Here is a 22159-nt window from a genome sequence, read left to right as displayed (position 1 = left end):
CATAGGGATACTGTGCTGAAAACGCGTCGTGAACATCCCAGGCAGGTCCAGCCTGCAGTTGACGTCCACCCCACTGTGCAGACACGAATCGGTTTCAAAACTGTCAAGCTGGGTGGTGCGCCCCAGCATGCTGACAAGGTCTGCTCTTGGGTGAACTACGACATTTCGCCTGGGCGTGTCATGGGCGTCAGGCACCACGTGCGTTGCGACACCATAGATATCGGCGAATTCGGGTTTGTGGGCTGGCACGATACGAATCGTATCGTTAGCCAACGACATAGCCGAGAGGTGGCGCCTTGCCGGACGCACGTGCTGTCTGGGGGCGAATTTTCCCTTTCGTGTTCTGCGCTCACCCTTAGGAGCAACTCGCCAAGCGTTACGTCGCTGGCTCTGCTTCAGCCTTATCCCTCACCACTGCCTCCCAGTCGTTCCCAATATTTGCGGTGCTTTCGCGTGAACTACCGAGATATTCTCGGTAGTTCGAGGCACGGTCATCCTCACCGTGACGTTCGCACCGCGCTGGAGGTTGAAACAGCACTCGGCCCCACCGTAGCCACCTGCTGACAGGTGGACGGTCGGCAGCACAAGTGACGATATTGTCGGGCTTGGAAACGTTCGCGCCATGCGGCTTTGCGAGGATTCCGTTGGCGTGTTCAGCAGCGGTAGTGACGCTTCACGCGCCTGGTCGCCTCACCGTAGCCCGCACATTCGCCGTCGGCGGCGAGCGGTCCATCATCATCTTCGTCGCGCCGTACGGCTGGCTGAACGGCGCGCGGTCCCACCGCCATGGGCCGCTGACAGTTGGCGACCGACAGCACGGTTGAGAACCTTGTTCGGCTAGCGGCTACACGCCAGCGCCACTCCCGACGGGCGAACACGCGCGCTGAAATGATGGGCAGCATCCAGATTGAAGAGCGCCGCGCTACGCCGTGCATCTCGATTGCCGTTACGCGAACGTACAAGGAACCCTTGTGAGTTACGTGGAGCCCGTGACCACCCGCTCCTCGACGCTCAGACCGGTGGTGGCGCGCAGCGCTCCCCGGCTAGCAGACAAGTACGAGTTCCATGGCTGACGGGAGGAGAACAGCATTAATTCAAGGGCACATGTGGCGCTCGGTCGGAGTTGTAGACGAGTGGGACGACGGCGTTCAAGGTGACGAGATGCCGATACGGGAGAAGGCCGCGCTGCGCTGCTCGGCGCGCTCGCGATGTCCAGTACGCGAGCGAGCGCTCAGAAGGCTCAGCAGACCGAGCGCGTGGAAGACGGCCATTCTTACGGACAAAGACGTCAAGCGCATGAACGCGCGCGTCCCAAGCGTCCTCACGTGGCGACCAACTCCAGCCCGGAATCCCCTCCAGGTACGCGACCTGCGGAACAGTGAGACAGCGCGAACGGCGCTGATTCTTCGCCCAAGCAACCAGGCGTGCCGGAACGCCCGAATCGGTGCTGGTTGGCATCGTACCTAGCCTTTCCGACATCTCGGCTAGCTCCGCTCCAGAGTCCCACCACCCAACCTGCTTCCCTGCGGCCTTGTTTATCTGCCCTCGTTCGCCGTCGGGAGCGTTCTGCTTGGGTTGTGCATCCATTCCTTCGCTATGCGCGGTGGTTGGGCTGCGTCCACGACACGGGCCGATACCCACGGCACCCGATGCGTGCACAAGGTGCAACGCGTACGTGACGAAGGCCCCTAAAGTCGCGAGCACGCAGATTGGTGCGCGTAAGTCGCGTACCGCATGGGAGTCGTCATGGACCTGAAGGACCTGGAACCACTAGTGAGCCTCGCCGAGGCTGCCGAGTATCTGCGAGTCAGCCCGCGCAAGCTCACTGAGCTCGCGAAAAGCCGGAAAATCGCGGCGATGAAGGCCAAACGCGTGTGGGTGTTCCCCGTGTCAGGGCTACGTGACTACGTGACGCGCAACACCAGTACTGAGCCCGTGGATACCGCCTCATCCAAGGTTCAAGACGAAACGACAACCACCGAACTCGCCCCGCCAAAACCATGGGACCCGTACGAACGGTCCGCAGCCTCGCGGCGCAAATCCTCGTCCCCTCGCCTGCATTAACCGCGGCGCCTTCCGCGCTCATCGCGTGCGCTCTGGTCAGCGCAGCTGCGTTGTCGGCCGCGCCCGGTTCAGAAGTGTGACTTCGGCGCGAGCATCTCGTCTACTCGGGGTGCAAACCCGAAACTACGGCGCCGCATCGGCCCGGCATGGGCGAGGCGTTGCACCGTCATCCATCCGCGGTGAGGGGCCCACGGTCATCGACACTCCCCCGGTCGTCAGCGGTGAGCGGCACAGTCCACGCTCATCACACTCGGAGGGCTACGTCGGCATCGACAGTCACTAACCCCAGGCAATTTTGGTAGCCGAGCAACGTCGATGTGCCGCGCCTAAGGTGTCTACGCCGCGGCTGCGAGCCGTCGCACCGGGCTCTCGGACGATGGTGGCGAGCGGGATAGCTATGGCCTCACAGGGCTCTTCGCTGGCCATGAAATTTGGGTGAGTTACGTGAGTTATATAACTCACATTCCCTCGTTTTGCACCGTATCGGCCCGTATCGAGGGTGCATCGGCGGGAACGACTTCCGCGTAATTCCGCGGATTCTTAAGTGCCACGACTGTAGGCGTTAATCTTCGAGTCCCACCGCCGGCACTCGAATCGTAATCAGGACCGTTGAATCGTAACGAATCAACGGTCCTGATTACGTTTCACGACAAGTGGTGGGACGCGTGTTGGTTTCTGTGTTGGCTGACACGTTCAGGCGCGAATCGCAAAGCTCCGGTGACTAGTGGCCTGCATTAAGCGAGATATGGTCGACCCTGCTCCCACCTCCGGCTCCAGGCGTATAGCCAGCGGGAAGGCCATGATGCACGAATCGCCGTGCACTCCTCCTATGAGTTGAGGAACTCAGGTCTTCGCCTATCTTGGTGCGACTCGGGAGAGCCCGTTGAGAAGTCTGTGCAGGCGCCGCGTACATCGTTGATATGAGAGTCAGCGCCGCAGAATCTAAGCTCGCACGGCTATGGACGGCCGCAGACTACACAAGCGATCAGAGGCCTCTTGATCACACCTCCCAAGAGTTCGTGCGTCCGCGCATAGAGGTTCTGATTGCACCTGAGCCCAGTGGCAACGACCGAACCCATCGCGAGACGCCCATGCTCATCAATGACCTGACGAAATCGAATATTCGCTTCCGTCCCGAGAAGTCCTTCGCCTCCTGGGAAGTTCGATACCGGTCTCCAGACGGTTTCGGGCCAGCATCCCCGAGCCGTTCATTTCGGGCGCGGAAGCAAGCGGAAGCGTATGCACGAGTCCTTGCAACGCTCGGCGCAGCCCGCAGCGAATCGGTTCTCTCCTGCTTGCAGACGGGCACCTCATTCCGCGACATACTGCGCGAAGTACACGCGGTTGAGGTCATTGATCCGGTGAGTGCACTTCTCCGCACATTCGGCGAACCACCAGTGACAGCAGCGGATTTCGCGCGAGCACCTCGTCGCTCACGTATGAACGCCAGTAAGTCGATGGTGCAGATCGCTTTGCCCACCGCGCATGGAAGCAGCATGAACAACCTTCTTGCGGCATCCTGCACCTCTATAGCCGACACGTTCGAGCAGGGCTCGTTGGCGACCTACCTTCGCGTAGATCGACGTTTTATCGGCGATCTAACCCGTCAAAAGGCCCTTCCCGCCACAAAGAGGGGAAAGCAATGGTCGTACAAGCGCGCGGACGTTCTTGCGTATCTCGAGTGCCAAGCCAACGATCTTGCCCGCGTCTCTCTCATAGATAGGCGTGTACTCTTCACCGCGCGCGAGTCCGAGATGGTCACTCACCTTCCCGATCTCGTCACAGTGAAAGAAGCAGCTGACGTCCTCGGATTCACGGAAAGCCATGTCAATGTGCTCTGTCGCCGGGACGCACTTGCCGGAATCAAGGTGGGGCGCACTTGGGTGGTCGCACGTTTAGGCTTGGCCGCATTCCTATTTTCCCGAACGAGTTCATAGACGAGCAGGTGAACCATTTCGACTACGGAGCGCGCCCATCGGGCTAGGAGTCCCCTACACGGTGGTCGTGACCTGTCGCATGCGCATCCCGCGACATCCGTGGAACCTGGCACCATGACTATGGAGCATGAACGCACTCCCTGCAATCGCGCGGGGAGGTCTCGCCAGAGCCAACGTCACTCGGAGCTGGCCAGGCGAAGGAATTCATGCTCGTGTCCCTGGAGCCTTGCGCCTAGACACGGTCGTGCCGCGCACGCCGAAGGTCGTACAGCCGGAACGCCTCGTTCAGTGCCATGAAGGCTGCCGACGAGGGCAAGAGACGCAGCAACTGAAATCGATTTGAGGGCCATGGACGAATGCCCATGGTGCAGGCAGGCGTCGAGACTCGAGTCTGCTTGCCGCCGGGAACTGAGATTGATCCCTTCTCTCACGTCGAGGTCCCACCGGAGCTGAAGACCCTCGGCCCATCACCTCGAGCGGTCCAGTGGTACACGTCAGCTGTGACCGCGCCGGCGAACTGCTCCGCGTTGGGAACGGATTGCTGGTCGCGTTCCGCGAACGGAGCACCGTTGGCGCGTGACCCTCAGCGCACGGAGTGGTGGCGCTCTTCGAGGCCGAGAACCTCGATGTTCCCATTGCTCTCGAGACGAGTGAACTCCCCGACCGCGTCCCCTCGCCACCGAACCCGCAGGTTCCATCGCGCCGACATCTGCGAGAACTCGACTTCGTCTCCCTGGCCGTCATAAATCACGAAGACGGTCGCGTCGATGTCGGCGACAGCGTCTGCCCGGATCTCATAGCCCTCTGCCCCGTACCGCTTCTTCACCTCGATGTCGTCAGGGTCCAGGACAATCTGGCCAACCTGCTGCACCACGGCATGATCCGGCCCAGGCGGGGTCCATCGCGAGATGTCCATGCCGACGAGGCTGTCGCTGATCTGCTCTGTGATGTCCTCCAGGCTGATATCCAGGCCAGACAACTCGAACGTGCCGCTCTCGTACTCGCCGGGGAACTCCATCGCCGCCAGGGAGCTGACAACTACAAGGTAAGCGCCCGTCTCGCGCCTGCTCTCCTCCTCAAGCACCTGCCTCCGCTTACTGAAGATCGTGTCCTTGGACAAGATGGTCAAGTCGTCGAAAGGGTGATCCTCGACCTGTTCAAGCGCGGTCAGCCAGATAAGTGAATCTCGGTACCCGCCACCCGTATCGTTGAACGGCGGTGTGCGGTCAATCGCTCGTTGCGTCAGTTCTACGTGATCGATGTCGGGAAGCGGCACGACCTCGATGCCGATCTGCTGAATACGGGCGTCCAGGATCGATTCGTACCCGGCTTTCTCGTCCTTGTAGGTCTGGAGCAACGCTGCGGCAGCGTCCTTCGCTCCGCTCGATGACTTCTTGAGGACGGCCTTGACCTGCCGAATCTTGTCGTCATGATTCCTGTGAAACCCGCCAATGGCTTCTCGCCGGGCGACGTCCGGCAAGACGAGGCGCAACCGGCCCGCGCTGATCGCTGCTTGTGCCGCTTCCCACTTACGTTCACGCATGAGCGGATCCTGCATGAGGATGTTCGCGTCGACGATGACGAGTATGAACTCCTCCTTTACTTGCGACGACCGCGCCGCGGACAATAGGACGCTACACAACGTACCGGTTTCACCGCGCTTTGGCCTCCGATCAGCCGCTCGTTCGAACGTCAAGCTCGCCGCGGAGCGGACGGAGCTCCCATCCATACTCCAGATCAGGATGCCCTTCCAGAACGAGCACCAGTCGACGCGGCAGGCCGATACACGCAGAAAGGCACCGATTTAGGGTCCGTGTCTTCCCCGTCCACCGGGATGAGGTCTGCGACACCGTCACGACGAAGGTCCACCCGCTCCTCGACCTCGAAACCAGAACGGCTCTCACCGCCCTGGATGAGCGCCGAGACTTCACCATCTGGCGCCGAAGCGGTCCGGCCGAGTCACGGCCAAGCAATATCCTGGCGTGATGACTGAGGCCAATTCCCCAATCCGTGGCACCTTATCTGCTTTCCGTCTGAGTGAGTCCTTTAAGAAAGATGTCTGGCACTACACGGACGCTGCCGGCCTCGTTGGGATCTTGACGAGCTCCATCCCCGTTCCGTACCAGGAACCCGGGACCGCGCAGTCCGTGGCCTGTCCCGGCGGTGCGCTCCGAGCAACCGCGGCAACGCAACTCAACGACATCAGCGAGTTGCAGTATGGCGCTCAACGCATCCTCGACTGGTACGAAGTCGAGGGGAACGCGACGGCGGGGACGGTCCGGGAACACATTCCCATCCGCATCGTCCTCAACGACCTGCTGAAGCACCTGGCCGAGAACCCCGCCTACGTCTGCTGCGCCTCCGCTACCCGAGACTCGCTCGAGCATTGGCGCGGCTATGCCGGCGATGGCGGGTACGCAATCAAGCTCGACGCATTCGCGACTTACACCCTGATCGGGCGGCCTTCCGTCGACACGGGATTCATGGTGTCACCGGAGTGGGTCAAGGTCCGGTACAGACCTGCTGAGCAGGATGAGCTCATCCGGTCGGTTTTCAATCTGCTGCTGGACACTCGCAAGCAGGCGGGGAAGATCGTCAACTCCCCCGATCAGCGCGCGGCGGTCATCGTCGTGCAAGCGCATCTAGCCGGCCTTGCGGCGGTGCTGAAGCACCCGTCGTTCGAGAAGGAGGACGAGGTTCGCCTGATCGTCCAGCGCCCTGAAGGAGTTCGGCCGGACTTCCGGCCTTCGCGCCGCGGCCCCGTACCGTACCTGACGCTGGGGCACGCGCCGCTGGGCAATGCTCAGTCGCCAACCGTGTTCACGCCATTGCCGGTCGGGGAAATACTTGTCGGACCGCCCTCGGGCGACGCGATGGAGCAGCGAGTGCGCGGCACGCGGACCCTACTCGACTCGACAGGTCGAACGGGCGTGCCGGTGAACAGGTCGGAAATCCCGTTCCTCCCTTGACGTCCGCTCACCGGGCCTATCGTCGTGTGTGCACACCGGCGAGGCGACGAGGCCTTCCCGATGATCCTCACCGCGTCGACGACATCCTCGCAGCGAAGCTCGTGCGCCGGCGCCTACCAGTGCGCCGCGGCCAGAGGAAACAGCCGAACATCCCGCGCTGTCGTGACCACGCCCGGTCCAGCGGCCTTGGCTCAGCGGAGCCTGAAATCATCGTGTGTGTCCCTGAATGCGGTACCCCTTGTACCGACTGCCTAGCGGAGCTGTATTACAGCCTCCGATCGAGATCGGTGCAGAAAGATGTAGCGACGACATCGAGATGGCGCGAGCGGATCTCGACGACACGGAGCAGGGTCCGTTCTTCCTCGTCCGCCGAGCACCATACCGAGAATTCACTGCCTGGGTGCGTGTCAGCGACACCACGGCCGATCAGAACTGAGAGCGCATCGCCTCGCGGGCGTTCTCGACGTTCATGTTCTCGCGGATCGGCCAGAGACTGGCTCCGCTCAACATCGGGGCCAGGCTCGGAGCCAGCGGGTGCTTTTGCTCGTTGACCAACAGCTCTCCAACGATTCGCCCAATGCCGGCGAGCAGATCAGCCATCTGGACGCGTGGATCGTCCATCGAGTCGACGAGTCGCACATCGGTGAGTTCGCTGGCCAAACCTTGTCGTGAAGGGGCGATGTCCTCGGGGTGCGCGAGGGACCACTTTGCCCACTCGATCTTCACCGGGGTCAACTCCTTGGCGACGTCGTGGATCAGTTCCACGGTTCTTCCGGAGGTCGACGCCCAGAAGTGCACCGCTGCTCCGACCGCGGAGATGAGCGGATCCGTCGTTCGAAGCCGTTCATCCGTGCCCTCGCCGAGTTGGAGCTTCGACAGGGATGCGAGATGGCTGAACCCAGCGAAGACCGTGTCGAGCACATCTCGCGCAGGTGCGTCCTCGTCAGACAGAAGTCCCACCATGATCTTGATCAGGCGCGCCAGATGCTCCTGCGCCTGGCGGGCGTCCTTCGCGCGCATGAAGTGCTGGAACGTCATCAGGAGTCGATCCCACTCCGCACCGTAGCTTAGAGGGCCGAGGAAGAACAGCAGATTCGCCCCCGCCAGCGCAACCCGTGTCTCGTAGATGTCGTGGCCGAACGAATGCGCGAGTTCTTCCGCTGTCGAGTCGAACAGCTTCGACACCATAAAGTACTTCTTGTGGGTGAGATGCACGGACGCGCTGCCTTCAATCGAAGGGTGTGCGAGTAGCCACTTGGCTGTGGCTTGGTGCCGAGGCTGAAGGATCGTCTTCGACTTCAGCTCCGTGCTCTGGCTACGTATGCGCCCTCGGACCTCATCCATCAGTTCTGCAGCAGCGTCGTGTGCCAACGTCACGCTGGCATGAGCGAAGACCGTCGATCGTCCTGAGAGGACGTTCTCACCGTCGTTGCCGGACTCGTCACAGGCCACCTCAAGTGGGGTTGATGCGGTCACGATGTTCCACCTCACGTCTATCCAAGGACATCCCAGGGACCGCCATCCTTCCCGATGTCGGCCTCGAGCGCGCATCACCAGATCTCGACTAGACCTGAATGGTCCGATTATGACCGACTCATGACTCGTCACTGCTCGGCGCGCTCTCAATGTCACCGAAAAAGTTGAAGTGCTCTACGGGCAGCCACGCCAACTCCCCCGCGACAACGAAGGCAACGAAATGTGCAAATGTCGCGGCGAAATGCATCTCATCGTTCACCACCGTGTTCCCAATATTCTTCAGCCAAGGGGGCGCCATTCAGTTCGTCACGACGAGCGCGCCAGTCAGGGAGATGCTTGTCCATTAGTTCAACGAATCGATCGTTGTGAGTACGTTCATGGAGGTGAGTCATCTCGTGTACGACGATGTACTCAAGGCAGCTTGGATGCTTCTTGGCAAGTTCAATGTTGAACCAGAGATTCGCAGAGTCGGGATTGCACGAGCCCCACTTCGTCTTCATACGGCGGACAGTCCAGCCATTGACCTCTTGCCCGATCAGCGGTTGCCACTTCTCAATCAGCGGGGGGATCGCTGCCTTGATCTGCTTGCGGTACCACTCCTCGAGGAGCTTTCGGCGATGTGCGGAATCAAATCCAACCGGCACAGAAAGCTGAAGCTTCAACCCCGCAACGTCGACGTGCGGACGTCCAGTGGTTTCGACCAGTTTGAGCCGCAGTCGCTGACCCCACACATAGTGCGATTCGCCCGTCACCACCTCACGTTCAGATTGGCGCTCGGCATCCTGAAGTTGCTGGCGTTGCTTCTTGATCCACGGAAGACGCTGCACGATTGCTAAGCGAATCGCGTCTTCATCGAGACGCTCAGGCGCGGCCACGCGCACGCGTCCCATCGGTGGATAGACGGAAATGTGCATGTTCTTGATGTGCTTGTAGACGACATCAATTCCAATTCCGGCAACGGTGAGATAGGCGTTAGCGGTACTCATCGCGTGCCCTCACGAGGTCGAAGAGTTCGTCGAAGCGATCGAAGCCGTCCGGGAGGACCTTCCTGATTGCGTTCGCGACGACCTTCTCCTTCATCTTGTTACCAACCCAGTCGTGCGGTTTCGCGACGTTGATCGCTGTGTCAAGCTGAATGACAATGGTTGTTTCCGACCAGCCGAAGTCGACCAGCGCCTTCTGCGCGCCGTTTTTCGCCCAGTCGGGATAGACGGTGTCGGATTCCTTCTTGCCGACTTTGGTTGCGAGCGCGATCAGTTCTTCGAGATATTTCTTATAGTCGATAGCCTCTTGACGACGCTGCTCGATGAGTGCGTCAAGAAGTGAGGACATGGTCTCGTAGTACTTCGGGTTCATGGCGTGCTCGTCAATGATCGTCTTGCGAACATTGTTGACGATCGTCTCGGCGACGGCGTCCTTGTTCTTCTTGATGCCAGGCGGCAGCGCATCAATCGCGCCTGCACCGCGCTGGACGATCAGATCAACCAGGCCGGTGTCTTCGAACTCGGCGACGATCTCAGAATTTCCGGCCTGAATGTAGGTATCGAGCAGGAAGCGCATCCCGGCCTCGAACTGTTTAAAGTCGACGTTCTCGTTCGCGCCGAGCTTCACCTCATCGCGCACGGCGACGTAGTGAGCAACTTCCTTCTTTATCGCGGCAGCCTGCTCGGTCGTGTAACCCGCGGCGTCCATGTCGTTAGCGAGCACCGCATATGCCCGAACAAGACCACTGACTGACTTATACAGCTCGACACGCTTCGGCTCGTTGACCTTCAGCTGGTCGGCGTTCCCGGCCTCGGCTGCGCAGAAATAGTGCTGATACTGGAGCGTTTCCTTCGGCGGGGCGACAGGTTCACATAGCGCACGGATTCGTTCGAGCGCCTCATCAAGATCCTTGCGTTCCTGCTCGCTACGGTTCTTCAGCAGCCCATCGATATCGGTCTTCTCGTAACCGTCGAGCGCGCCGGAGGTGTAGTCGACGATGGCGTCTTCAAGTGAATTGAAGAGGTCTTGGTAGTCGACGATGTACCCGTATTCCTTGTCGTCGCCGTCCAGCCGGTTGACACGACATATCGCCTGGAAAAGCCCGTGGTCGCGCATCTTCTTGTCGATGTAGAGGTAGGTCGCTGAAGGTGCGTCGAAGCCGGTCAGCAGTTTGTCGACCACGATAAGTAGACGCATTTGGCCGGGCTCGTCGATGAATCGGCGCTTGACGTCCTTCTCGAACTGTTCGATCTTCAGCACTGCTTGGTCGGCAGGTTCGTCGAAGTAGTCCGCGAGCATCTGCCGATAGATGTCGTACTGGCGCAGCTTCTCGGTTGCACCGTGGCCGCCATCCTCTTTAGAGATATCTCCGGCCATCGGCACGTAGCTGGTGACGATGGCGACCTTGCCTTTGAAGCCGGCCTGAACGAACATCTCGTAGAACTTGCAGGCCTGGTAAATGCTCGAGCCGACGAGCATCGCGTTGCCGCGACCGTCCATCAGTCGGGGACGCAGTTCCATGTCGAGCAGGATGTCTTGCACGATCCGCTTCGAGCGAGGCTCCGCACTGACTACCTTCTGCATGGTGCCCCAGCGCTTCTTCAGCTCGGCCTTGGTCAGGTCGGTCATGCCCTTGGTCTTGGCATCAAACCATTTATCGACCTGGTCGTGGCTCGTGAGTTCCTGATCGATGTTGCGCGCCTCGTAGCGAAGGTCGAGCACGACACCGTCTTTGACGGCCTCGTCGAACTTGTAGGTATGAATGAAGCTACCGAACGTCTCGATACTGGTCGTCTTATCGGCTTTGAGCAGCGGAGTACCGGTGAAACCGATGAACATCGCCCCTGGCAGAAGCTTCTTCATCGCGGTGTGCATCTTTCCCGACTGGGTACGGTGCGCCTCGTCGACAAAGACGAAGAAGTTACCCTTCGCACTGAACCCAGCAGGGACCTTGGAGTTGAGTTCAGTAAGGAACGAGTCCTGCGACTCGTCGCGCTCTCGGTCGTCGTCGCTCCGGAACTTATGAACGAGGGAGGTGATCAGCTGAGGCTGGTGGTTGTTGAGCGCGGTGATTAGGTCGGCGCCGCTACTGGTGCGATAGATCTGCTCGTTGACACCGCCGAACACCTTCTCGATCTGCTCATCAAGCTCGGTGCGGTCCGTAATGATCAGAACGCGCGGCTCAGGCTGACGCTCTTTGATCCACTTCGCCAGCCACACCATCGTCAGGCTTTTTCCTGACCCTTGGGTGTGCCAGATGATGCCGCCCTCGCGCTTGGCGATGCGTGTTTGGCTTGCCTTAACGCCGAAGTACTGATTGTGACGAGCAGTCTTCTTGACGCCAGCATCAAACACGATAAAGTCATGAATCAGCTCAAGGAAACGATCCTTCGCACACATCTGCAACAGACCGCGATCCAACGGCTCCTGTACATCGGATGGCTCTTTCCACTCCAGCCAATACTTCTCGGGAGTCTCGATCACTCCGTAGCGAAGACCCTCGACATCATTGCCCGCGAATAGAAGTTGGACCGTCGTGAAGAACGGGCGAATGAAGTCCTTCTTCTGGTTCCCGATGTTCTGGCGAACACCCTCAGCGACACCAACCTTGGACCGCTTGAGCTCGATGACGCCGAGAGCAATACCGTTGACGTAGATCACAACATCAGGACGCTTGGTGTGCTCGCCCTTGACCGATACCTCTTCAGCAATCACAAAGTGGTTGGCCCCTGGATTCGACCAGTCCACCAGCCAGACGGTCTCGAATCGCTCGCCGACTCCGTGCTTGACCTTCACCCCGTAGCGGAGCAGGTCATAGACCTCGCGGTTGGCTTCGTAGAGAGTTCGTCCGCCACCAAGAGATGCCGCCTTCTTGAGCTCGGCAATCGCTTTGTCTGCAAGGACAGAATCGTAGGCACGAGCAAGGAGGTTCTGCGTCAGCAGTTCAACCTCGACGTGGGAGTTGTCTTCGCGGTATTCCCAGCTGCCCGCGTAGTCATAGCCGAGCTGGTCGCGGAATAGTTCGACGACTCGATCCTGAGTCTTGCGCTCGATCTGACCGACGACACTCATGCTGCGACCTTCGCTAGTACCAGGCGAGTGCGGCCCGTTAAAAGCTCTTGCATCATGCCTTTTTTCACGAGGCGAACTTGCCTAAGGCGATTATGAATCACTTCAAGGTCTTTGTCCGCATCTAGGAGAATCGCGGCGATCGCTTGCTGCTCCGCAAGGCCAGGCATGTTCCAGCCGAGTGAAAGAAACTGTCTCTTAGACAAGTTGTATCGCGTTGCACCCTGCGCCGATGAAGAAAGGAGCATGCGTCCCGGATGCCCCCGTAGATAGTAGGCAATGTAGGTCGGATCGACACGAGCCGACATCGACAATCGGAACCCGAAACAAAAGCTATTGAGCATGGTTCCGGCCGGAACGTCCTCCACCACCGAAGCCATAGCTAACTCATCAGGAGTTTCGGATGAACCGTTAAGTAGAAGGTCCCCCTTCTTGACGGTGTTCTGGCGTTCATCCTCACCGACCGAAACCGCGGCAAGTCTCGTTCCGTCAATACGCATTCGCGACATGACATCCATAAACGTCACAAATCGTCCCCCTCCAGCTCCGAAGTCGTTTCCAGTCTTGCCCGTTAAACCACCAAACGTCGTTCCGATAGACCCGAGAGTGGCATGTATCCACTCATCCAGAAAACCTGGCAGCCGGGTCTTGCCGGTGAGGAGCTGTTGCATCATGGCCTGCTTGATCGCCTGCTTCTTCGCGATCAACCGCTCCAACGAAGTACACAGAGATGCGACGGTGCTTAGAACATCAGCGATACGTTCCTGCTCTTCGACGGGTGGAATCGGTACTGGAATCGATAGCAGCTTTGAAGGCGAAGTATGCTTCACTTTCGTTCCGGTAGCGGTCTCGCGAACTGCAGCTCGGTAGTCGCGCGAGTTGAATAGCCAGTAAAGAAAATCTAAGCGGGCGCTGTTGGGATCGCATCTAACTCGGCCAATTCTCTGATTGTGGAGGTATTTGGCATCGCCTGGAACTATCGCTGCACTCCCGAGTAATCCTTCTGCCTGCTCCGTCATGGCGACAATAAGGTCACCTGGCTGTAACAAGTAGGACAAAGGAAACTCGCTGTCATAATAGCGCTGCTTCGCACCAACGTTTCGAAACCCGCCTTCTTCGTAGAAGTTCCCAGGCGTAGCAACCACGTAATCGCCCGATTCGCGAAAATGCTCACTCTTGAATGCAAATCCGTGCCCTATCGAGGCATGGGTAACCAGAGAAGACAATTCCCAGCCATTTGGCACCACAAGCCGACTCATTTGACCCCCATCTCCGCGAGATGACTGGTAACTAGCCTTCGCAGGGAGTCAGTCTCCTCTTCGATGGCGCCAAGCGTGAGGCCATATCTGCTGCCGAGTTCTCTAATGCGCTCGATGAGTTTCTTTATAAGACCAACGACCTCAGTTCTAACCCGTCCCTCGGCAGTCGCCCGCCACTTGTCGTCAATAATCAACTGCTGGATGTCAGCCGTTGACAGCTTCCCGTATTGAGCGAGTACGGTCTGATCGAACTTCGTCCCTGATTCCTTGGCAGACCTTTTTGCAGCCGCTTCGGCGTCGTAGAGTGCAATTAGTTTTGAGAGAGTAGTCAGTTCGTCGCTTCGAGGGTCCTCACGCTTGGCTTCGCGAAGTCGAGCACTCGCGAGCACCTTGCTGATCTTGCCGTCATCCATCGTGTCGGCAAGGAGACCGTCTTCGCCGGAGTGCTCTTCCACGAACTCTTCGATCGTCTGCGCTGCGCGCTCTACTTCGACAGCTAGCTCGTCGAGCTTCGCCTGCTCATCAGCGAAGTAGCGCGCCACGATGAGCGCGGGCGGGATGAGGTCCATCTTGTACTTCGATGCGTTCCGCCCGGCACCAATCACAAGATCCGGTGTTTCTGAGAGTTTGCGATCCATGTCTTCTATCGTCTTGCGGGGCTTGGCCGCTCCATCCCAGCCTTCACTCATGACGAGCGCGACATCGTCGTGCATGGTCTGATTCCAGTAGCTCATGAGCTGTTCGTAGACCGCGTACTCGTCTACGAGGGGGCGCGGGTGGAAGAGGTCGAGAAGCTTCTCCGACAGGCCGCTGATGAGATCAGCAGGTCGCGTCGTGCCGGAGATCCCAGCAAACTTCTCGCGATGTCCGCTCCACCAGTCCGATACGAGATCTCCAACGGCCGAGTTGAACGCCTGGTACTCGGTGGAGTTCGTGATCGTCGTATGAACGTCATCCATATTGACGGCGAGCTCGGAGTATCCGTCTCGAAGAGGTCGGAAGAGTTCAAACCTCAGTGACGGGAAGGCCGTCCAGTAAGCGTCAAGGGCGTCGATGTCGCGGTTTGGAATACCGCCATGGATATGTGCATGGAGGTCTTGGATGTCCTCCGGTTCGGAGGAGTCGATGTAGCGGGGAATATTGAGATTGAAGTCGTTCGCTGCATTCTCGATCTCGCTCAGCGGCACCATGCGTGAGTAGCCAGCGATCTCTGCCTGCTTGGTGAACGCATCGATGATCTTGTGCATGTCACGCGGCCGCAAGCGGTTCTTTGGCCCATCCTTCTCGAAGCCCTTCGAGGCGTCGATCATGAACAGTCCGGTGCGTGCCTGCGCGTTCTCTTTGTCAATGATGATGATGCAAGCCGGGATGCCAGTGCCGTAGAAGAGATTGGCAGGCATACCGATGATGCCCTTGATGTAACCGCGCTTGATGATCTCTTTGCGGATCGTGGCTTCCGAGTTGCCACGGAAGAGCACACCGTGTGGCAAGATTACCGCGCCCTTCCCTTCGCTCTTGAGCGACTTGAGCATGTGAAGCAAGAAGGCGAAGTCGCCGTTCTTCTCAGGAGGGCGTCCATAGCCATCGAATCGGCCGTACTCGTTCTCGAGACCGTTGGCCCATGATTTGACCGAGAATGGCGGGTTGGCGACCAGGAAGTCGAAAGTATCAAGACGATCGTCCGTAGTGAACTGTGGACTGGCGATTGTGTCGCCCTTGCGGATGTCAGCGATCTCGTTACCGTGCAAGATCATGTTCATTTTGGCGAGAGCCCAGGTTGCGTTGTCTTTCTCTTGCCCGTAGATCGTCAGGCCATGCGGCGCGGCATCGGCGACTTTAAGGAGCAGTGATCCTGACCCGCAGGTCGGGTCATAGACCGTCGCGGAGTAAGGTGTACTCGGCTTGATGCCGATCAGCTGCGCCATGATCCGCGATACTTCAGCGGGCGTGTAGAACTGCCCTTTGGACTTGCCGGACTCCGTCGCGAAGTGACGCATTAGGTACTCGTAGGCGTCGCCTAGGAGATCGTCGCCCTCGGCGCGGGAGCCGCGGAAGTCGAGATCCTGGAAGATCGAGATCAGGTTCGTCAGGCGATCCTGCATCTCCTTGCCTTTGCCGAGCTTCTCTTCGTCGTTGAAGTCCGCGAGGTCGATGACCTTCTGCAGGTCGTTGGCTTCAGCGAGCTTCGCGATCGCCTTATTGACCTTGTCGCCGATCTCCTTGTCACCCTTGAATGTCACGAAGTCGTCGAAAGAGCCACCAGTAGGCACATCAATGAGGCTGTTCTTGTCTGCCTTGGCCTTGTCAGTGACGTACTTAACGAAGAGAAGCGTGAGGACGTAGTCCTTGTACTGGGAAGCGTCCATGCCACCACGAAGCTCGTCCGCACCCTTCCACAGCGAGCTATACAGATCCGACTTTTTGAGAGCCATTACCACGCCACCACCCTCGACGATGTTGCCGCTATTGCTGATCCGTGCGTTGGCTCAAAACTCATATCGTGCGTGCCCTCTTCCACACCCAGGTGGTTGTCATAGTTATCCACAAAGCGTTCTCTCAGGCTACCGGCTGGAGCCGACGCGGCCGCGTCCCAACTCGGCCTCAAGTTCGGCTGGAAGAATCCACACTGAGAGAGCCCCGTGCAGCGTTCCCTCACAATTGTCAGCGCGCGTTTCCCGCGCGTAGAGGACTGGCCTCAGCACCCCGATATCCAACGGGGTGCCCTCCGCGGCGCACCCGGGCACACGTCGTGCGTTCCTCCGGCGTGTTTGTCGCGCACACTATTTTGATCCCTGGACTCCAGAAGGCTCGTGAATCGCTCAACTTGGCCCGGGGTGAATCTGGCTTGTGGCTTCCTCCGTTCGTTCGCGATCCAGTACGCAAGCTCGCGCTCGTCCTTTTCCGCTCCCATCTTGGAAGCACTCGGGAGCCGACCGTACAGTGCGATGAATTGGTCGAGCTTGTCGATGTGGGCGAACCATTTGTCGATGCGTGGCTCCCAGCTCCAGCTGGGGATCATGTTCAGGCGTTCTTCTCGCTGACGGCTGAGACGTGGCCGGTGGTCTTCGGGCGGGTGTCGCTGATCTTGACGCCTGGCCCATTGCTGTTGCCGAATCCAGCGCAGCAGCGTGGAGTCCACGCCGTCGTCGCCGGAGCGGGGCATACGCCCCAGCGCGCGAACCAACCGGTCCACATCATCAGCTCGGCGGATCCATGCGGCATCTCGGGGCCCGGTCGGCTCATCAATCTGGTCGGCAGGGACAGGGGCATTTTGGTTTTCATTGCTCATACCCCCTTCCATGCGCGGTGTGCCAGCGCGGCCTGTCCGTCAGGTCAGTAAAGTCGCCCGAATTCGGGCGGCGGGTTCGCATAGCGTGTCGTCCCGTGCGTCTTCATGGCGTACGAGTTCACACTGATAGGAGCACAGATGACGATGACCGCACAGGAGACAGCGGAAACATTCGACATTGCCGAGAACGAGGTTGTCGTCGCCGGGGACTGGCATGCCAACCGCCTATGGATCGGCCGCGCAATCCCCGCCGCCGCCCGCACCGGCGCCCGCACCCTGCTGCACGCCGGCGACCTCGGATTCTGGCCAGGCGGGAGCGCCGACCTACTGGCGACCATCGAGTACTGGGTAGCGAAATCCTGGGAACAGCCAACAAGGTCAGGGATTGAACGTGTCCTTGTCACACCGGGAAATCACGAAGACTGGGACGACCTCGACACGCTGTTCGCGGCGTCCCCGGGTCACGCGGTCCGCGTCAGCGAGTCCGTGTGGATACTCCCCGTGGGTTCCGTTTCGCCATCGGAAACCGATCATTCCTCAGCTTCGGAGGAGCGGCCAGTATCGACGCCAGTCACCGCGTCCCCGGGCGCTCCTGGTGGCCTTCCGAGCTCCCCTCCCCTGGTGCGGTTGAAGCGGCAATCGCCGGAGGTGATGCGGAGGTGCTCCTCACCCATGACGTGGGGCATGAGAGCACTCCACTAGTGACAAGGATCGTGAACGGTCCCAGCGACTGGCCGCTGCACGCACGCAGCTACTCGGACACCAGCCGCGCGTATATCGGGCAGGTCGTCACGGGAACCAACCCGGTGCTTCACCTCCATGGGCATTATCACGTCCGCGACTCCGGCAGCATCGAACGCGAAGGGCACCCACCACTGCGAGTGGAGGCGTTGGGCATGGATAACCAGCCCGGAAACCTTGTGCTCCTGCACCTGGAAGACCTGTCCGTGACAGACGTGGCGGTGCCCCGATGACCGACCCCCGATTCCGACCGGTCGTCGCCGTCGACGTCGACGGCGTCCTGCGAGTGAATCCCCCGGGCCTGGGCGCGACAATTGCCCCCGAGGTCTTCGGCAGGGTGATCACTATGCGAAAGGAGCAGTACCCGACGTACCTGCACCGTGAGCCCACCTGGGACGAGCACGGCGAGTGGACCGCCGAGCACTGGTTTTCCGGTATCGGTGCAGCCTGGGTACAGAGTCTGCTGGATCGTGGGATCGACGTAGTGTGGGCCACGACCTGGCAACAGTACGCAAACACCTACTTTGCGCAGCTCCTCGGGCTACCTGAGCTGCCGGTCGGCGTGCAGGGACCGGGGAGGTTTACCGAGTCGTCGCCGTCGTGGAAGGCACATCGCCTGGCCCGTCAGTTCGATGGCAGGCCGTTGTTGTGGGTCGATGACAACCCGCCCAGATCAACGACGCTCGAAGAACTCCGCCCCAGGGAAGACCGCGTCCTCACCCACTTCCACCGGGTGCGCCTGCCCCACATCGGGATCACCATCTACGACGTCGCCGAGATGGATGAGTGGCTCGAACTGACCCGCACCGTGGAAGGGCACAGGAGCTCCGCCAGCGCCGGCAACGCGACCGCGCACAAGTGAGGGCAGCGCGTCGGCGCTCCATCTGGGGAAGCGAGACGAACTACCGCGCCTGGCAGCCCATACGGTCACGTCTCCATACCGAGCTCGGACTGGGCCCCGACGATATCGACACGCTCGCGGACTACGCCCGCGACCACCCGGAGAGCATTGACCCCGTCGAGGTCGCAGATCTCATGACCGAGTGGGGTGTCGCCAAGGACGTGCCCACCAGGGACATCGTCGGCATCCTCCGCAACTACCACCCCCGAGAACGGAGAGAACAATGACACGCGAAATACACGCACCCGACGGGAAGCCCCACATCGACGTTCCTCTGACCGAGCAGTCCGCCCCCGGCACATATCTCGTCGTTACCGACTCCGGGACCGTCTACTACGTCGCACTTATCGACCACGACACGATACCCACCGTCACCAGATATCCGAAGGACGCCGCACTCAACAAAGACGGCACGCCGCTGCCCGGTGTCGACGCGTTCCTCTTCGACACCGTCACAGGGCACGGCGAGATCCGCTGGTGGAAAGACAAGCCCGCAGATTACGACCGACCCGACCTGCCCTACGTGGGAACCATCCGTACGACAAGTCGCGTCCTGATTGTCGTGCGCGTCGACGACACCAATGACGCAGACACAAATGCCGGCGTGCTCGCCGAGTCGCTTCGCGCCGCGCTCGCACTCGAAGAAACCAGCGCGTTCCCTAGGTTCATCGACGCACTTCTCAAAACGGACCCGCCACCGCTAGGGCGAGGGTAAGGCCGCCGAGAGGTCGACGTGTCACCTTCGCGCGACGAGGCGACCGCCTGAGTGCGGGGTGCGGCCTGTCCTGTCCTCGAATGCATGACGACGATGGCTGGCGCGAGCTGTTACGGCAGGAACGCTCCCCCTGCCTTCCAACGCTCCAGCACATCAGCCCACTCGCTCCGGGACAGGAACACATCGGCGACCATCACTCCTCCTGACATGTATCGGATGCGGCGTCGCCCGGACGAGGACTCCGATGTCGGAGGACTCGAGGTGAGCACAGCACCCTGATTATCCCGACGCGAGAGACTGAAGCACGCCTCGAGCGACCGCGAGTCGTCGCTGTTCGCAGATTCTGGCAGATGACGAATCACCAGCAGTTGCGACGAATCCGCAGACATTTCGATCTGCACGCGGGATCCCAGATGAAGCTCCAGGTCTAGTACGTCAGCTCGTTCTTCCTTCTCTGCATCGGTCAACCCGTCGTGAAGCATGATCTTCTTGAAATTGTTCATGCCGCCCCTATGCGCGTGGTCACTCAGGCCGAGTAAATGCAATCACGGCACGCTGATTGCATCCGCAGCCACGTATGAGTTCTCAATCTAGTTGGCACTTGTCCAGAGCGACCTGGCGTCGACGGGCCCCTGTGCGATCATCGCCAGCGTGGCCGCTGGCAAGCGCAATTAGAGCGCGCGGTGAGCATGGGCAGACATCGCAAGAAGGTGTGCGCGATAACGGTCATTATCGCTACACGTGGTGCACGTCTCAGCGCAGGGCAGGACGCATCACAGCGGCATACATAAGAGCACTCGCTTAATTGCGCACGTGTGTCCACGGTAACCTCGTTATGGTCAGCCCCAACACGTTCGAGCACGCACTACCCAGCCCTCACCCGAGAGCTGCAACCCGCACAAAAGCGGCAGAAACCCTGAGGCGGTTCTTGATGCGAGTCGAGTGGTCAGTATTGGAAGGTGGTCAAACAGAGACCGTTCTCGCCACGTGTATCTACATCGACCACCCTCGTTCCAACCGGATCCGACCGTCGCAGGGCGACTATGGAATCGACGTCCTAGAACCTGTCGCTTGGGCCGACGATCTGTTCGACGTCTGGCAGATCAAGCGCTTCGCCACGAATCTAGACAGCTCCCATAAGCGTCAGATCGAGAAATCCTTCCGTCGGGTCTTGGTAGCCGTTATTCGGCGTGGAGTTGCTCTTCGCCACTGGCACCTCGCGCTGCCGCTAGATCCTACTATCGAGAACCGGATGGATTGGTTCACGAAGATGCCCGCGAGTGTGTTCGAGAGCATGAAGACGGACGCCGTACTGGAGCTCACCGACCCGGAGATCGACACCATCCAGTCATGGCTGGACGACGCTACGACGGAGATCAGGTGGGAGGGCCTGGATTTCTGCGAGTCCATGGTCGCCGCACACCCCGAGGTCCCTGACTACTTCCTACACGGCGGTGCAGTGCGACTTAGAGATGCGGTCGCGACGCTCTCGAGCCTGCTCCGCCGGGACAACTCACTCCGCCAGGACGCTGAATCGACGGCCATCCTTCAGCCAGGAGAGATCGCCGAGCACCTCCGCGTCGTGCAAACGGCCCTCGACGGCGACCCTCATTTTAAGTACGGATTCCAAGTGGAACCGCAGTCAAGCGCCGTCCACGCCGAGCCCGGACTGATCGCAGCCTCACAAGAGACGCTGCCAAACGGCCAAACCCTCACATATCGGATTTATGCGCGGTTCGATGAGGCACTCAACGAACGTCCCATCCCAGTGCAGCTCAAGTTCTCTTTCGATGACGCGGAATTTGACCGCAAGGCCTTCGAAGATTGGAGGGACTACGGGGTTGAGTACCACGGGTCTGCATCGGTGGATGTCGATTTGCCAGGAGGGTTGAAGGCACCTTCTGAGGGGCATGTGCGCATACCCGCAGATCCATCGCCTGCCTTCCAGCGAAGGTACCGCCTTGCAACGCCGGACGGGCGCAAGTTGGCCGACATAATGTTCAATTGCGTGACGACCACGGGGCTGTCGAGGAAGTCCGCTCGCGTTACCGGCGTCGATACGAGTGGTCTGTTGTCGGTCGAGTTCCGAGGCAGCTTGGAAGAGGACTCGGCTACCGTTTCATTCAGCGTGGAGCCGCTCGGGCGTGTCGAGGTGCTTCGTGCGGCCCCGGTTGTTCGGTTTCTCAACGCGTGGCACGTTGGAAACCGCCTGCAGGTCGGGGAGCCGTTCGGCGGCAGGTTCGTCGATGTCCACCCAGTCCCCGGCCCGGAAGAGCTCCTCCACCCCCTTATCGCGGCCTGGGTGGGTGCTCTCGAGGAGATCCAAGATCAGGTAGACGAGACCATCGTGCTTCCACCGCTGGACCAGGTAACTCACCGAGATGTACGCGATGCGGTGGACGCAGCTGCCATCATGCGGGGACAGACGATTGCTGCGCACTGGACTGAGGTCGAACTGTCAGCTTTGACCGAGCACCTCGCCAACGGCCCCGCACGGCTGGAGACCGAAGACGTCCTCCAGATCAAGGTCGGCACTCAGACGATTACGCTCGGTACTCAACTTCTGACCTTCCTATCAGCGCAAGTGACCGCCGACGGTACGACGGCCCGCGCCGTGCCCTTCGACAACGACACCGTCCACCGCACATACGTCGGGCCAGAGGCACCGAGTACCCCGACCGTGGTACGTGGTAGGCCGAACTCTTAGGTTCCCGACGGTTCCAGCCCCCGCCCAAGGGCAAGCGCGACTTCCCGC

General features: G+C 59.9%; 18 protein-coding genes. 10 read left to right on the top strand and 8 right to left on the bottom strand.

Annotated features, from left to right (window positions below):
• Positions 1 to 665: 665 nt before the first annotated feature.
• The 3 genes from AC1C2O_RS03250 (at position 666) to AC1C2O_RS03240 (ending at position 4001) form a co-directional block, all read left to right on the top strand.
• The gene (locus tag AC1C2O_RS03250) at positions 666 to 824 is read left to right on the top strand and encodes a hypothetical protein (protein ID WP_495429016.1); all 159 of its coding nucleotides are present in this window, start codon (positions 666 to 668) and stop codon (positions 822 to 824) included.
• 922 nt (positions 825 to 1746) lie between these two features.
• Positions 1747 to 2064, top strand: a complete 318-nt coding sequence (locus tag AC1C2O_RS03245) for a helix-turn-helix domain-containing protein (RefSeq protein ID WP_495429015.1) — start codon at positions 1747 to 1749, stop codon at positions 2062 to 2064.
• A 1091-nt stretch (positions 2065 to 3155) separates the two neighbouring features.
• Positions 3156 to 4001, top strand: coding sequence for a helix-turn-helix domain-containing protein (locus AC1C2O_RS03240; protein ID WP_495429014.1), 846 nt, complete (start codon positions 3156 to 3158; stop codon positions 3999 to 4001).
• Positions 4002 to 4584: 583 nt separating this feature from the next.
• On the opposite strand, the gene AC1C2O_RS03235 is transcribed toward AC1C2O_RS03240, so the two are convergent.
• Complete coding sequence (locus tag AC1C2O_RS03235; RefSeq protein WP_495429013.1) at positions 4585 to 5730, bottom strand: PIN domain-containing protein; 1146 nt, start codon at positions 5728 to 5730, stop codon at positions 4585 to 4587.
• 256 nt (positions 5731 to 5986) lie between these two features.
• Here AC1C2O_RS03235 and AC1C2O_RS03230 point away from each other — a divergent pair, with 256 nt between their 5' ends.
• Positions 5987 to 6970: a DUF2971 domain-containing protein gene (locus AC1C2O_RS03230; RefSeq protein WP_495429012.1), complete on the top strand. Its 984-nt coding sequence runs from the start codon at positions 5987 to 5989 to the stop codon at positions 6968 to 6970.
• A gap of 426 nt (positions 6971 to 7396) precedes the next feature.
• Here the strand turns inward: AC1C2O_RS03230 and AC1C2O_RS03225 are convergent, their stop codons facing one another.
• The 6 genes from AC1C2O_RS03225 to AC1C2O_RS03200 form a co-directional block, all read right to left on the bottom strand.
• Positions 7397 to 8446 carry a hypothetical protein gene (locus AC1C2O_RS03225; RefSeq protein ID WP_495429011.1) on the bottom strand — a complete coding sequence of 350 codons (1050 nt, stop codon included), beginning with the start codon at positions 8444 to 8446 and terminating at the stop codon, positions 7397 to 7399.
• A 248-nt stretch (positions 8447 to 8694) separates the two neighbouring features.
• Positions 8695 to 9432 carry a M48 family metallopeptidase gene (locus tag AC1C2O_RS03220; protein WP_495429010.1) on the bottom strand — a complete coding sequence of 246 codons (738 nt, stop codon included), beginning with the start codon at positions 9430 to 9432 and terminating at the stop codon, positions 8695 to 8697.
• On the bottom strand, positions 9419 to 12502 hold the full coding sequence (locus AC1C2O_RS03215; RefSeq protein ID WP_495429009.1) for a type I restriction endonuclease subunit R: 3084 nt from the start codon (positions 12500 to 12502) through the stop codon (positions 9419 to 9421). The genes AC1C2O_RS03220 and AC1C2O_RS03215 overlap by 14 nt, the downstream gene beginning before the upstream one ends.
• Entirely contained in the window at positions 12499 to 13758 is a 1260-nt protein-coding gene (locus AC1C2O_RS03210; RefSeq protein ID WP_495429008.1) for a restriction endonuclease subunit S, read from the bottom strand. Before AC1C2O_RS03210 ends, AC1C2O_RS03215 begins: the two co-directional genes overlap by 4 nt.
• Positions 13755 to 16190 carry a type I restriction-modification system subunit M gene (locus AC1C2O_RS03205; RefSeq protein WP_495429007.1) on the bottom strand — a complete coding sequence of 812 codons (2436 nt, stop codon included), beginning with the start codon at positions 16188 to 16190 and terminating at the stop codon, positions 13755 to 13757. The genes AC1C2O_RS03210 and AC1C2O_RS03205 overlap by 4 nt, the downstream gene beginning before the upstream one ends.
• Before the next feature lie 589 nt (positions 16191 to 16779).
• Positions 16780 to 17028, bottom strand: a complete 249-nt coding sequence (locus AC1C2O_RS03200; protein ID WP_495429006.1) for a hypothetical protein — start codon at positions 17026 to 17028, stop codon at positions 16780 to 16782.
• Positions 17029 to 17185: 157 nt separating this feature from the next.
• Between AC1C2O_RS03200 and AC1C2O_RS03195 the strand changes: the two genes are divergently transcribed.
• From AC1C2O_RS03195 to AC1C2O_RS03175, 5 genes are read left to right on the top strand one after another with little or no spacing between them, the layout of a single operon-like run.
• The gene (locus AC1C2O_RS03195; RefSeq protein WP_495429005.1) at positions 17186 to 17749 is read left to right on the top strand and encodes a metallophosphoesterase family protein; all 564 of its coding nucleotides are present in this window, start codon (positions 17186 to 17188) and stop codon (positions 17747 to 17749) included.
• A gap of 11 nt (positions 17750 to 17760) precedes the next feature.
• Positions 17761 to 18021 (top strand): hypothetical protein, encoded by a 261-nt coding sequence (locus AC1C2O_RS03190; protein WP_495429004.1) that lies wholly within the window; start codon positions 17761 to 17763, stop codon positions 18019 to 18021.
• Positions 18018 to 18650, top strand: a complete 633-nt coding sequence (locus tag AC1C2O_RS03185; protein ID WP_495429003.1) for a hypothetical protein — start codon at positions 18018 to 18020, stop codon at positions 18648 to 18650. The genes AC1C2O_RS03190 and AC1C2O_RS03185 overlap by 4 nt, the downstream gene beginning before the upstream one ends.
• Entirely contained in the window at positions 18647 to 18916 is a 270-nt protein-coding gene (locus AC1C2O_RS03180; RefSeq protein WP_495429002.1) for a hypothetical protein, read from the top strand. Before AC1C2O_RS03185 ends, AC1C2O_RS03180 begins: the two co-directional genes overlap by 4 nt.
• Positions 18913 to 19404: a hypothetical protein gene (locus tag AC1C2O_RS03175; RefSeq protein WP_495429001.1), complete on the top strand. Its 492-nt coding sequence runs from the start codon at positions 18913 to 18915 to the stop codon at positions 19402 to 19404. Before AC1C2O_RS03180 ends, AC1C2O_RS03175 begins: the two co-directional genes overlap by 4 nt.
• A gap of 110 nt (positions 19405 to 19514) precedes the next feature.
• Here AC1C2O_RS03175 and AC1C2O_RS03170 read toward each other — a convergent pair whose 3' ends face one another.
• A complete protein-coding gene (locus AC1C2O_RS03170) occupies positions 19515 to 19907 on the bottom strand; it encodes a hypothetical protein (RefSeq protein WP_495429000.1) in 393 nt (130 codons plus the stop codon).
• A 332-nt stretch (positions 19908 to 20239) separates the two neighbouring features.
• Between AC1C2O_RS03170 and AC1C2O_RS03165 the strand changes: the two genes are divergently transcribed.
• A complete protein-coding gene (locus tag AC1C2O_RS03165) occupies positions 20240 to 22111 on the top strand; it encodes a hypothetical protein (RefSeq protein WP_495428999.1) in 1872 nt (623 codons plus the stop codon).
• Positions 22112 to 22159 lie beyond the last annotated feature (48 nt).

Source organism: Microbacterium sp. Y355 (genome assembly GCF_059445345.1).
This window is presented reverse-complemented; position numbering and strand designations above follow the sequence as displayed.